The organism is Corynebacterium sp. MSK047 (assembly GCF_030232285.1).
GTDB classification, from domain to species: Bacteria; Actinomycetota; Actinomycetes; order Mycobacteriales; family Mycobacteriaceae; genus Corynebacterium; species Corynebacterium jeikeium_D.
The window spans coordinates 1-13,124 of sequence record NZ_JASPJI010000011.1 but is presented as its reverse complement, the minus strand read 5'-3'; the positions used below and the strand labels follow the sequence as shown (position 1 = coordinate 13,124).

General features: G+C 57.6%; 8 protein-coding genes. 2 read left to right on the top strand and 6 right to left on the bottom strand.

Features of this window, described 5'->3' with window-relative positions; all coding sequences use genetic code 11:
- Window positions 1-140: 140 nt before the first annotated feature.
- From QP981_RS05790 to QP981_RS05765, 6 genes are all read right to left on the bottom strand, one after another.
- Window positions 141-920, bottom strand: a complete 780-nt coding sequence (locus tag QP981_RS05790) for a DUF4191 domain-containing protein (RefSeq protein WP_005511046.1) — start codon at window positions 918-920, stop codon at window positions 141-143.
- A gap of 93 nt (window positions 921-1,013) precedes the next feature.
- On the bottom strand, window positions 1,014-2,072 hold the full coding sequence (gene lipA / locus QP981_RS05785) for a lipoyl synthase (protein ID WP_016423044.1): 1,059 nt from the start codon (window positions 2,070-2,072) through the stop codon (window positions 1,014-1,016).
- A 9-nt stretch (window positions 2,073-2,081) separates the two neighbouring features.
- On the bottom strand, window positions 2,082-2,885 hold the full coding sequence (gene lipB / locus QP981_RS05780; protein ID WP_048732570.1) for a lipoyl(octanoyl) transferase LipB: 804 nt from the start codon (window positions 2,883-2,885) through the stop codon (window positions 2,082-2,084).
- 152 nt (window positions 2,886-3,037) lie between these two features.
- Window positions 3,038-4,663 carry an inorganic phosphate transporter gene (locus tag QP981_RS05775; protein ID WP_016423042.1) on the bottom strand — a complete coding sequence of 542 codons (1,626 nt, stop codon included), beginning with the start codon at window positions 4,661-4,663 and terminating at the stop codon, window positions 3,038-3,040.
- Between the two features lie 569 nt (window positions 4,664-5,232).
- A complete protein-coding gene (sucB, locus tag QP981_RS05770) occupies window positions 5,233-7,263 on the bottom strand; it encodes a 2-oxoglutarate dehydrogenase, E2 component, dihydrolipoamide succinyltransferase (protein WP_016423041.1) in 2,031 nt (676 codons plus the stop codon).
- Window positions 7,264-7,436: 173 nt separating this feature from the next.
- Window positions 7,437-8,975, bottom strand: a complete 1,539-nt coding sequence (locus QP981_RS05765) for a leucyl aminopeptidase (protein ID WP_080969608.1) — start codon at window positions 8,973-8,975, stop codon at window positions 7,437-7,439.
- A gap of 222 nt (window positions 8,976-9,197) precedes the next feature.
- Between QP981_RS05765 and QP981_RS05760 the strand changes: the two genes are divergently transcribed.
- Together QP981_RS05760 and QP981_RS05755 are read left to right on the top strand one after the other, a co-directional pair.
- Complete coding sequence (locus tag QP981_RS05760) at window positions 9,198-10,313, top strand: branched-chain amino acid aminotransferase (protein ID WP_284857622.1); 1,116 nt, start codon at window positions 9,198-9,200, stop codon at window positions 10,311-10,313.
- A gap of 264 nt (window positions 10,314-10,577) precedes the next feature.
- Window positions 10,578-12,680, top strand: coding sequence for a vWA domain-containing protein (locus tag QP981_RS05755; protein WP_284857621.1), 2,103 nt, complete (start codon window positions 10,578-10,580; stop codon window positions 12,678-12,680).
- The last annotated feature ends 444 nt before the right edge of the window (window positions 12,681-13,124 follow it).

The following is a 13,124-nucleotide window of genomic DNA, read 5'->3' as shown; positions in this document are numbered from 1 at the left end:
AGACATGGCTTTAGGCATCGTTTTAAAGCTTTAAAGCACAAAAAAAGGGGGCCCGAAAGCCCCTTTTTTCTGCTTCAACCTAGATTGCCCCTCGGCGGGTTGCCCGAGCAACCGACCCTGGTGAAACCTAGCTAAAACCTCTAGTGCTTCTTGCCGCGATTGGCGGCACGGCGCGCACGACGGTTCATGCCGGCCTGTGGGTTAGCGCCCTTCGGCATTGGACCCTTGGGCATGTTCGCGCGCGCATCGCGAATACGGTCCATCGACTGGATGCGCTCATTCAGAGCGTTGGCCTGATCCTTATTCAGGTTGCGCGGCAAACGCATGAGTTCGCGCTGCAGCTTCTTCGGCGGGACCTGGCCCTCGTCGCTACCAGCAATCATGTCGTAAATCGGCGCTTCGCCCGCAATGCGTGCCAGCGACTTCTTCTCACGAGCAATCATCTGCTTGACGCGGTTCGGATCACCTTCACCGACCAGCACAACACCGGCGTTACCAATAACACGGTGAACAGCATCCATGTGCTGATTAGCGACAACACCGGTCTTGACGTGCCAGACATAGCCAACGCCCTGACGCATATTGTCCAGCGTCCACGCCGCAGCGCCGGCCTGGCCTTCCGCCTCTGTGTAGAAGGACGCCTCAAGACGCTTAGAGAAGATGTACATCGCGACCATAAAGCCGATCGAGATACCAATAATCGTCAGAACCCAGGGCCAGACTCCACCAATGAGCAGACCAAGCAGTAACAGCAGGATAATTGGACCGAAGAAGCCCAGCGCCATGTAAGGCACGAGCTTGTTGTCCCGCGAGCGCTGCAGCTTAAACGCCTGCCACATCTGGCTACGAGTCTGCTTACGCTGAGCGCGCTTGGCGGCGCGGTTCGCCTTCTTCATTTCTTTCGCATCATTGGTCGCCATAATCACCAACTTTAGGGCATGCGATGTAGTTTTAGGCAATAGACCGCGCCGTAGCGCCGTTTCGCTTTACGACGGCGCTGCGGCCGTCGGCCTCTAGGAAGCCGGAATAGTCGAAGTGACTGGCGTATCCTCCGATGCGCCATAGCGGTCGAGCAGAGTCGAGGCTTCCTGAAGCGCGAGGTTGTTGTCGTTGTCGTCGGCAAGCGCGGACAGATGCGCAGGCAGTTCCTGACCGCGGTGCGCCAGTGCGCGGGCGTAGAGTCGGCCAGCGCGGTAGGAAGAGCGGACCAGCGGGCCGGACATGACGCCGGCAAAGCCCATCTCTTCAGCGGTCTTGGAGAGTTTGACGAACTCCTCTGGCTTAACCCAACGTTCAATTGGATGGTGCAGTGGAGTGGGGCGGAGGTACTGAGTGATTGTCAGAATATCGCAGCCGGCATCGTGCAAATCTTGCATAGCGGAGATGATCTCGTCGTAGGATTCGCCCATGCCCAGGATGAGGTTGGACTTGGTAACTAGCCCAGCTTCGCGAGCGCGAGTGATGAGTTCCAAGGAACGCTCGTAGCGGAATGCGGGGCGGATGCGCTTGAAGATGCGCGGCACCGTTTCCAAGTTGTGGGCGAAAACCTCGGGCTTGGCGTCGAATACCTGCTGTGCTGCAGATTCGTCGCCACGGAAGTCATCGACAAGGAGCTCGACTCCGGTATTCGGGTTGAGTTCGTGGATCTGGCGGCAGGTCTCAGCGTAGAGCCAGGATGCACCGTCGGGCAGATCGTCGCGGGCGACACCGGTGATAGTGGCGTAACGAAGACCCATCTCGCGGACGGATTCCGCAACACGACGCGGCTCATCCTTATCCAATGGGTCGGGCTTGGCTGAGTTAATCTGGCAGAAGTCGCAGCGGCGGGTGCACTTATCGCCGCCGATGAGGAAGGTGGCCTCGCGGTCTTCCCAACATTCGTGAATGTTCGGGCAGCCAGCCTCCTGACAGACCGTGTGCAAAGAGGCACCCGAGACACGGTTTTTCATGTCCTTGTAGCTGGGGCCCGGACGAACCTGGTTGCGAATCCACCGGGGCTTGTTCTCGATAGGGGTCTCGGCATTTCGTGCCTCGACGCGCAGTAACTTACGTCCTTCTGGCTTAACAGTCACAGTTTCATCCTACTCTTTTGTTGATGAGTACTCGAATATGCCGGTGGTGGAGTTGTGCTTCACCCGGTGTGGCAGGTCCTTCGTGGGGTCGGGCGCGGAGCCGAAGGAATGGTCGGCAACGGTCAAACGGCCTTCCAAAGCATCTTGCAAATCTGCCAGAAGCGACTCTGTCATCTCTGACACGCTAACATCTCGGTCAAGCTCCCGGGATAGGGTGGTCACTCCAGCGTCGGAGATGCCACACGGGATGATGTAGTTGTAGAACTCCATAGAGTTGTCGCAGTTCAGACTGAGTCCGTGCATGGTTACACCATGGGTCACGCGGATTCCCAGTGCCGCAATCTTTCGGTCGCTCAGTCCGTTTGATGCGGGAACCCATACCCCCGAGCGGCCATCGATGCGGCCAGCAGCCGCGATGCCGGCTCGGCGAACGGTTTGAATGAGGGCTTCTTCCAGTCTGCGGACGTAGTCCACCACATCGACCGGCTGAGCGAGCTTGATGATGGGATACATCACAAGCTGGCCCGGGCCGTGCCAGGTGATGCGGCCACCGCGGTCGACATCGACGACCGGCAACCCATTGGTAGGACGGTCCTCCGGCTGGGTGCGCTTTCCTGCTGTGTAAAGACTCGGGTGCTCAAGCACGAGAACCTGATCTGGAATTAGGTCTTTCGCACGCTTGGCAGCAAGGTCTGCCTGTAGGTGCCAGGTCTCTTCGTAGTCGACAAGGCCGAGATGTTGAATCTCGATGTCGGAGCTTGATTCCCGAATGGATTTATCTGCGCGAGTAAAAGGTTTTCTTGGGGCAGTCATGGTGGCCTATAGGATACGCCGAAATTCTGTAGGCCTCAGATTACTTGTTACTTGGATAGCGCCAAACTTACTTGGATAGCGCCAGACGTAAAAATACCCCGGTGGTCACTAGAAAGTGACCGCCGGGGTAAAAGTGGCGTGCTTTTGTGGGCTTAGCCGAAGACGACGCGGAGGATGGAAACGGTGATTGCCGAGATACCTGCAGCGGCCGGAAGGGTAATAACCCAGGCCAAACCAATCGGCTTCATCAGGTTCCAGTTAGCGGCACGGTTAACGATACCGACACCGAGAACGGCACCAATCAGAATGTGGGTGGAGGAAACCGGCAGACCCAGCAGGGAAGCAATCATAACGACCACAGCAGCGGAAAGCTCTGCGGCAAAACCCGATGCTGGGTGAATCTCAGTCAGGCCGGATCCGACGGTCTTGATAACGAAGCGGCCGATAAACCACAGACCGGAGATGAGAGCGACACCCATGGTGGTCATGACTGCCAGCGGGACGCCGGACTCGGAAGAGATCTCGTTGGTACGGAGAACATCCAGAATTGCCACGAACGGGCCAAGCGCGTTAGCGATGTCGTTCGAGCCGTGGGAGAAAGCGAACGCAGCAGCGGTGAAGACCTGCATCCAGCTGAACAGCAGGAAGGTGGAACGATCCAAATCCTGACGCTTCAAAGTACGCGCGAAGATGTAAACGGCAAGCCACACTGCGGTGGCGATCATGCCCATAATCAGGAAGTTGTCCAGGCTGGAAAGCCCTAGGTGAAGGTTCTTCAGACCCTTGAACAGCATCATCGCGGAGATGACAATAGAGCCCAGGGCTGCTAGACCAGGAACCCAAGCTTCCAGCGCACGGTGAGCGCGGACATCATCAACCTTGGATTCGATGTGGACGAGCTTGCGGAAGTACTCAGACTCCAGGTCATCCGGAGTCCAGTCGTTGTCACGCATCGTCGTAGCGTCGCGAAGCATCGCGTTGGTGTACGAGATCTGATCGTGCTCAGGGAGCTTTTCGAAGTCGTCGCGGTGCTGCGCCTTGAGGTCCGCCTTTTCCTGGTGGATGGCCTGCAGCTGCTTGGAAGCCTTGTCGTTGTAGACGAGAATCGAGTTCTTAATGCCGCCGAACAGGAGGAACGCGACCAAACCGCCGAGGAGCGGAGAGAGGACCCAGGAAACGGCGATCTGACCAATCTGATCCCACTGGACCATGCTCCAGCCACCCTTGCCGGTGATGAAACCGACCGTCAGTGCGGCACCGACGATACCGCCGACGATGGAGTGGGTAGTGGAGACTGGCCAACCCATGCGGGTGGCAACGAGGAGCCACACTGCCGCGCCGAGAAGCGCGGACATCATGATGAAGGCGAACTCCATCGGGTCCAAACCGTGGATTGCGTTCAGGTCCACAATGCCGGAACGGACGGTGTCAGTAACCTCGCCACCAGCGAGGACGGCGCCCGAAACCTCAAAGACTGAAGCGACAACAAGCGCCTGCTTCATGCTCAGGGTGCCGGCACCGACTGAAGTACCGAAGGAGTTAGCAACGTCGTTACCGCCGATGTTGAACGCCATGAAGACGGCGAACGCGATGGTAATCAGAAGGATTGCCGTATTTGCCTGCGGGCCCACAAAGTCATAAGCCCAGAAGACAAAAATTACGATGTTGATTGCGAGAAGCCCGCCGAAGAAGAGGTGCCACCACTTATCTGAGGAGCTCGATTGCTCAGATGATGTGGTCCCGGTCGACGAACTAGTATTCGCTGGAGCCGAGGACATGCTCCACCTTTCTAAGTTACGTACAGAGAGCAAAAATAGGCACGCCAAAGAAGCCTGCTGTCTAATGATTTCTTAGATTGGTAAAGGCTAATTGCTAACTAGGTGACGGCGAGGTTAACAAATAATGAATTTAATTATCGCTATCTTCAGCTCTCGTCGGTGTAGCTGAAAGCGATAGCCGGAACTGTGTGCGGGGGTGTGTGGTGTTCTCGCATTTCGGCAGGACAAAAAGTATGCGCATTTGCTACTTGCAGCTTTGCTTTCGGTTCGACCCTCCCGCTGTCTGCTAATGGCTTAACGGCGCAATAACAGCACGTTAATTCTTTGTGCCGATGGAGCCTTTGCTAGCTATGTGTGGCTACGTGAAATCTGAGCACTAGCCAAGAATAGGGGGCCTGCGCATTTGAAGGAATCGCTGATTAGGTTCAACTGCGGGACGAATGCGGCAAAAGAAATACCCGCGTCAGCCGCAAAGTGCGACTAACGCGGGCAGGGAAGAGGCAGAACCTCCTGCTAGCAAGCCAGCTAGATTCCCGCGGCGCTACTACCCCAGGAGGGGAGCAAGCTGCTTAGAGCTGCAGATCCGATTCGAAGTTAGCAACCTCGAGGCGGTCAACAACGGTCGTCATGAAGCGACCTGCATCAGCGCCGTCGATCAGGCGGTGATCGTAGGTAATTGGCAGGAAGACCATGGCGCGAATACCAATGGCATCTGCCTCATTCTCGGTGACGACTACTGCGCGCTTCTTAATCGCGCCGGTGCCGACCATTGCGGCCTGCGGCGGAACCAGAATCGGAGTGTCGGTCAGAGCGCCCTCGGAGCCGATGTTGGTAATGGTGAAGGTGCCGCCGGACAGGTCGTTCGGGGTCAGCTTGTTGTTGCGAGCGCGGTCTGCGATGTCCGCAATAGCAGCAGCCAGCTCCGGCAGGGACATATCCTGAGCGTTGTGGATGACCGGGGAGAGCAAACCACGCTCGGTATCGACAGCGATACCCAGGTTGACCTGCTCGTGGTAGGTAATCTCCTTGGTCTCTTCGTTCCAGGAAGCGTTGACGTTCGGGTGGCTGACCAGAGCCTCAACGATTGCCTTTGCAAAGAATGGCAGGAAGGTCAGCTTTGCGCCGTGCTTCTTCTCGAACTCAGCCTTCTTAGTAGCGCGCAAATCCCAGATGGCAGTCATATCGGCCTCGTGGACCTGGGTCAGCTGTGCGGAAGTCTGCAGAGACTCGAGGGTCTTGGCAGCGGTGATCTCGCGGATGCGGTTGACACGCTGGGTGGTGCCGCGCAGCTCAGCGAGCTCAGGGCGAACGCCCTTGGTGGACCAGTTGGAGCCGGACTCAGCAGTAGTCTCCTGGCCGCCCTCGGCAGCGCGCAGAACATCCTGCTTACGAATGCGGCCGCCGATTCCAGAGCCCTCGACCTTAGTCAGGTCAACGCCGTGCTTGTCAGCCAGCTTGCGGACCAGCGGGGTGACGTAAGGAACGTCCTTGTTAGCGGAAGGCTTGGATTCAGCCTTCGGAGCCTCAGCCTTCGGAGTCTCCTTCTTCGGCTCTTCCTTCTTTGGCTCCGGCTTGGACTCTGCCTTTGGCTCTTCCTTCTTTGGCTCCGGCTTGGATTCAGCCTTTGGAGCTTCCTTCTTCGGTGCAGCCTTCTTTGGCTGGCCACTGCCAACGCGAGCGATGACCTCGCCGACGTCAACGGTGTCGTCTTCGTCGTAGAGGACCTCGAGCAGGGTGCCTGCGACTGGGGAAGGAATTTCGGTGTCGACCTTGTCGGTGGAAACCTCGAGCAGTGGCTCGTCGACCTCGACGGTGTCGCCGACCTTCTTCAGCCAGGTGGTGATGGTGCCTTCGGTGACGGATTCGCCGAGCTCCGGCATCTCAACGTCAGTAGCGTCGCCAGCGTCAACGTCAGTGGAGTCTTCCTCAGTCTCCTCGTTAGCCTTTACTGGCTCCTCGTCCTTCTCGACTGCGGCAGATGCCTCCTCGGCCTCTTCCTTGGCGGCCGGAGCAGCGTCTGCATCGCCAACGCGAGCGATGACTTCGCCGACGTCAACGGTGTCGTCTTCGTCGTAGAGGACCTCGAGCAGGGTGCCTGCGACTGGGGAAGGAATTTCGGTGTCGACCTTGTCGGTGGAAACCTCGAGCAACGGTTCGTCGACCTCGACGGTGTCGCCGACCTTCTTCAGCCAAGTGGTAATCGTGCCTTCGGTGACGGATTCGCCGAGCTCCGGCATCTCAACGTCAGTAGCGGAACCGGAGGCAGCCTTCGGTGCTTCCTTCTTTGGCTCTTCAGCGTCTTCCTTCGGAGCCTCTTCCTCGGTCTCCTCAGCGGAATCGTCAGCGCCTTCCGGCTCTTCGCCCGGCTCGCCGACCTTTGCGATGACCTCGCCAACATCGACGGTGTCGTCTTCTTCAAAGAGAATCTCGGTGAGAACACCGGCGACCGGAGATGGAATTTCGGTGTCGACCTTGTCGGTGGAAACCTCGAGCAACGGTTCGTCGACCTCGACGGTGTCGCCGACCTTCTTCAGCCAGGTGGTAATGGTGCCTTCGGTAACTGATTCACCGAGCTCCGGCATCTCAATAGAGGTCGCCATGTTTGTGCACTCCTCGAAAAGTTAAGAAATCTCGTTTTAAGACGGTTATTACAAATTAGCTTACAGGTTGAAAACTCTGCTTGCCCCGTGGGCTGCGCCCGCTTTCGACTGGTGCGTGGAATAGCTCATTCCAGCCAGGATTCCAGCCGGGCGGGGCGCAGTCGGATGACCGGCTACTTCGTTGCCAAATCCTCAATCACAGAGAACATCGTCCGAACCGGAACACCAGTGCCCCGCTTCGGGGTATAACCATACTCCCCGGTGGTGTTGAAGGCCGGACCGGCAACGTCGATGTGAACCCATTCAACATCCTCGCCAACGAATTCGCGCAGGTATGCAGCTGCAACACTCATACCGCCAAAGCGAGAGTTCGTGACATTCCGCAGGTCAGCCACCGGCGACTTCAGGGCCTCTGCTAGCTCAACTGGAATCGGCATTGCCCAACCATTTTCACCAATGCTCTGAGACAGCTCTGCAACACGGTCACGGAACTCGTCGTTACCCAGGACGCCCGGGGTGCGCTCGCCAAGAGCGACCAGCTGCGCACCGGTCAGGGTAGCGGTGTCAATCAGGTGAGTCGGCTTGTCTTCGCAGGCGCGGACAATGGCGTCTGCGAGTACGAGGCGGCCCTCAGCGTCGGTATTCAGAATCTCAATGGTCTTACCGCCGTACTGCGTAATGACGTCGCCCGGACGGTACGCCTTACCACCCGGCATGTTCTCCGCCATTGGAACAGTTGCGGTCACCGGGGTGGATACACCTAGGCGAGCAGCCAGGACGACTGTGGCAATAACAGCCGCAGCGCCGCCCATATCGGAGATCATGTTCTCCATGCTGGCGCCCGGCTTCAGCGAAATACCGCCAGTATCAAAGGTGATGCCCTTACCGACCAGGCCCAGCGAATTCTCTGCCGACTCATCGCCCTTCCAGATCAGGCGCACCAGGCGTGGCCCGCGCGAGGATCCACCACCCACGGCATTGAGGCCTCCGAAACCGCCGGCGCGCAGAGCGTCGTCGTCAAGCACCTCGACCTCGAGCCCCGCGTCACGGCCTAGCGCTGCAGCAGCGTCAGCAAACGTCTCGGGGTAGAGGTGCGACGATGCTGTATTGACGAAGTCACGCGCGGTGGCAACGGCATCTACAATTGCCGAAGCGCGCTTTACGACGTCGTCATCAGCGCCCAACACAACCACCTTCTGGGTGGCCTCGTTGCTTTCTTCGTCGCTCTTCTGACCGGAGTAAGCGTAAGCGCCCAGCGCAAAGCCCTCGGCTGCAGCCTGCGGATCGATGGCGCCGAGAGTGTTAAAGACCACCTTGGCCTTGGTCATACGGCGCGCAGCGGCGCCGCAGGCACGGCGGATGTCCTCGGCATCCAGGTCCTCAGAACCCACGCCAACGCCCGTGACACTGTCGACATCCAGGCCCGCAGGAGCCGGGATGGTGGTCACGGACTCGGCCTTAGCGCTGGCGGAGACTGCCTCAAAGGAGGCGAGCAGCTGCTCTGCAACCGAACCGATGGCCTCGGGTGCGACCAGCTCGAGGCCATCCTCGCCGTCGATAAGCGCGACGAGGACCGCGTCGGCGTCCGCGGGCAGAGAGTTGTCGGCAGCGATGACCACGCGAGTGCCGATAGCCGGCAGGTAATTGGACAAAACAGCGGCGTTGCGAGAAGCGCCGAGCTGTGCCGAATCATTGTTAGCGGGGACTGACATGTAGTTGCATCTCCTTGTAGTCGTACTATGTGGTACACCACCGTATCCCTATTTGCCGGTTCGTGTCCTTCACCCCTGGACAGCGGACTGACGAGCCAGCGCCACGACTATTGGAATGTACCCGCGCCTAGTGCCCGCGACGCTGACATTGCCCTGACTAACACGGTCTTTCGGGGGCGAGTATTGATACGACTCGGTCCTCGACGGTTTAGGATGAAAGACATGTCTGCTTTGGAATTTGCAATCGAACGTAACCCGAATCCACTCTCTGATGCCGAGCGCGAGGAGATTCTGGGCAACCCTGGTTTTGGTAAGCACTTCACCGACCACATGGTCCGAATTGACTGGACTGCAGACAAGGGCTGGCATGACGCCAAGCTGCAGGCATACGGTTCGATTGAAATGCAGCCGTCTTCTTCGGTCCTGCATTACGGGCAGTCGATTTTTGAGGGCCTGAAGGCGTATCGCATGCCGGATGGTTCCATTGTTACTTTCCGCCCGGAGCAGAACGCCCGTCGCTTCCAGCGCTCCGCTGACCGCATTGCAATGCCGCAGCTGCCGGAGGAGACCTTCCTCGAGGCAATTCGCCTACTGGTTGAAGCCGATGCAGCATGGGTGCCGCCAGCTGGTGGCGAAGAATCCCTGTACCTGCGTCCAATCATGTTCTCCACCGAGAGCACCCTGGGCGTGCACCCGTCGAACTCTTACACCTTCCTGCTGATCGCTTCACCTGCCGGCGCGTACTTCTCCGGTGGCATTAACCCGGTGACCGTGTGGATCTCCCACGAGTACGTGCGTGCCGCGCCGGGCGGCACCGGTGCTGCGAAGTTCGCAGGTAACTACGCAGCTTCGCTGGCGGCTCAGCAGCAGGCAGAGGAAAAGGGCTGCGACCAGGTTGTGTGGCTGGACGCTGTCGAGCGCAAGTACATCGAGGAGATGGGCGGCATGAACCTGGCGTTTATCTACCCGGATGAGAATGCTGAGGCTGGTGTTCGGCTGGTGACTCCAGAGCTGTCTGGTTCGCTGCTGCCGGGCATTACTCGGGCATCGCTGCTGCAGGCTGCTCAGGATCTGGGCATGAATGTCGAGGAGCGTCGCATTTCCACCGAGGAATGGAAGAATGATGCCACCTCCGGTGTTATGAGCGAGGCATTCGCCTGCGGTACTGCCGCAGTCATCACCCCGGTCGGTTTTGTGAAGTCCGCTGAGGGCGAGTTTGAGGTCAACGGCGGCGAGACGGGCGAGTGGACTATGAAGCTGCGCGAGCGCCTGACCGGTATCCAGCACGGCGAGGTTGAGGATACCCACGGTTGGATTTACAAGCTCGTTGAGGCTTAGTTTCGGCGTAGGTCGGCTAAGAAAAATTTAATAGTGGTTACAAGAATTAGTACTTTCGCAGCCCCTGTTTAGTATTCGCTGGTCAGGGGCTGCGTTTTTGCTTTGCTGGTTCCTCAACGGCTGTGTCGTTTTCTCATGGTTCATGAATTGTTCAGATGGCATTTGTTTAGCCGTTAAAAACATCTCTAGCGTGACCGGGGTCACTGTGAAAAACTACCAACACGATTGATTTTTGTAGTTGGGAAAACAGTTTGAGGCGCTGTGATGGTGGTAGTTCAAGACTTTTTTAAAGATAGTTTTTCGTCAAGTAGTTCAAAGCGCCTAAGAGTAACCATCGTTGTCACTCTGTTGTTGGCTGCGTGGACGATTGGGTTTAGTGCGATTCCGGCTCCGGTGGCGGCAGCCCAAGATTCGCCTTCGCCGTCCGGGGTGGAACAGCCCGCTCCTACGGGCGAAGGGGGTACGGGCGAAGCAAAAGCAGAGCTAATCATGGATCTGTCTGGCTCGATGCTTGCCGACGACGCCGGAGGCACCCGCCTCGATGCGGCAAAGCGCGCATCCACGGAGCTGATTGACTCCCTCCCGGATGATGCGCTGCTTGGCATGCTTGTTTATGGCCAGCGCGAATCCAGTGATGAATCCAACCGCGAGCGTGGTTGTCAAGACATCGAGGTGCTGTCTCCGGTTCAAAAGGTCGACAAAGAAGGTCTGAAGAGCAGGATTGCCGGGCTGCAGGCCAAGGGCTACACGCCGATTGGCAATGCACTGCGTAAGGCCGCTGATGAGTTAGGCCCAGACGGGGAGCGATCAATCATCTTGGTTTCCGATGGAATTGACACGTGCGCACCGCCACCGGTGTGTGAGGTTGCGAAAGAATTGGCGGGGCAGGGTGTTGGCCTGACGATTCACACCGTGGGATTCAAGGTCGATGAAGAGGCTCGCGCTGAGCTTGAGTGTGTTGCGCAGGCAACTGGCGGTCAAAGCATGACTGCGGACGATGCCACCCAGCTCGCAGACCACATGAAGTTCTTAACTCAGCGGTCAGTGCAGGGCTACGAAACCACGGGTACTCCTTTCGAGTTCTCCGAGACTAAGGAAGGCGCGAAATGGCTCGGCGAGGGCAAGTACCAGACGACGCTAGTGCCAGAGGTTGCCCAGCACGATCGCACCCCGCTCTACTACCGAATCGCAGTGCCGAAGGGACACAACGCGATTGTTACCTCAAAGGTGTTAGCGAATATCGATGCTGAGGGTAAGGGCCAGCAGGATGTCCGAACTGAAGTTGACGAAATCATCAATGAAACTGGCGGAAAATGCCAGGACGACGGTCGTATGGGGTCGCTGACTGGCGCCGAAGCTAGTGCCGATTCGTGGACTCCAACTTCGGCTGATGCAAGCATTCTTGCATGGGATAGTGACCGCATCGAATCCAGTTGCGATCAAACCAAGTGGCTCGTCGCAAATAACGTGTGGGTCTATGACGGTGATTCAGTAGCGGACTATCGTGATGAACCGGTGAAGGTCGAGGTTAGCGTCCAGTTTGAGCCAGTGCTGAAGAAGCAGGATGCTGACAAGCTACATGAAGGACGGTCTTCCTCGACTGGGGACAAAGCCTACAAAAAGGCCACTTTTGGAGAGGCCAAGCCCGTAAACGGTGGCAATAACGCAGCCCAAGCGCCGGAAGTTAAATCTGGGGATACCATCTCTGACACAATCGTGCCCGGTGAACAGAAGTTCTACAAGATCCCTGTCGAGTGGGGTCAGCGACCAGTGATTGCTGCCCGCACTGGAAATTCGGAGCGCGATAATGCCGATTCCATGGGAGTTGCGCTGTTGAATCCATTCGAGGTTTCCGTGGCGGATGGAACAATGCACTTTTATCAGGATTCCGAGGACCTGAACTTGTCAACAGATCGTCCGGTCGAATACAACAACCGAGAATCTAATGTTGGAGGACGACCTGTAGCCAACGCGGGCTACTACTACGCGACTGTCCGCATGGCTAACTATCGCCCGGATGAAGAGGTCAGTGGCATCGATCAGCCGTTCCAGCTCGCATTCCTCCTGGACAACAAGCCAACTAAGGGGCCTGACTGGCGACCGACTGACAAGAACGGCCCGACTCCATCCGATAAGCCGATTCTGGCCAAGGGAGAGTCGGAACAGGAAACGTCAAAGGACTCGTCAGAAGATGCGTCGAAGGAATCTGACTCCTCGGATACGGATTCTCAGGCATCCGCATCCTCGTCGGACATGGAAGACGGGGGCATGAGCCCGCTGGTTATTGGCACCGTTGTGGCAGTGGTCGCCGTGTTTATCGGCATCGCAGGCGCGATTGTCTACCAGAACAAGAAGCGCAAGGAGTAGACAAACCGTAAGCTCAGGAAGCTCCTGAGCAGGGGGGGGAGGGGAAGGCAGCAAAAGTGTGTCCGCTTGGCGTATCGCTGGTGGGCACATTTTTTGCTGCGTAGCCACGAAAACTGACAACTCCAAGAACTATGGGCTGCAGATGTGAAACTGTGTGAGTTTATGACACTTTCAGGCCATTTTTCGGACCATTTTTGACATAAACGCAGTCAGTAACTCGCATTGGCCCGCCGTCGCTAACATAACCGCAGTCACTAGCCCCACTGAACCCAAACCCCACTGAACCCAAACCTGGGAGTGCCACCCCAACAAAGAAAAGCGCGTCCCGTGCATCGCTGCGGCGGGACGCGCTTTTTTAGGGTTAAGGGGCTCTTCCGGTTTCGGAGTGCGTAGCGGGGTGAAGAAGACCACGGTGGGTTCAGCGGGTCACCACAACATATAGGG

Coding starts and splice junctions, on each gene's coding strand:
- QP981_RS05790 (WP_005511046.1), bottom strand. CDS start 920: ATGGCGACCAATGATGCGAAAGAAATGAAGAAGGCGAACCGCGCCGCC.
- lipB (WP_048732570.1), bottom strand. CDS start 2,885: ATGACTGCCCCAAGAAAACCTTTTACTCGCGCAGATAAATCCATTCGG.
- QP981_RS05775 (WP_016423042.1), bottom strand. CDS start 4,663: ATGTCCTCGGCTCCAGCGAATACTAGTTCGTCGACCGGGACCACATCA.
- sucB (WP_016423041.1), bottom strand. CDS start 7,263: ATGGCGACCTCTATTGAGATGCCGGAGCTCGGTGAATCAGTTACCGAA.
- QP981_RS05765 (WP_080969608.1), bottom strand. CDS start 8,975: ATGTCAGTCCCCGCTAACAATGATTCGGCACAGCTCGGCGCTTCTCGC.
- QP981_RS05760 (WP_284857622.1), top strand. CDS start 9,198: ATGTCTGCTTTGGAATTTGCAATCGAACGTAACCCGAATCCACTCTCT.
- QP981_RS05755 (WP_284857621.1), top strand. CDS start 10,578: ATGGTGGTAGTTCAAGACTTTTTTAAAGATAGTTTTTCGTCAAGTAGT.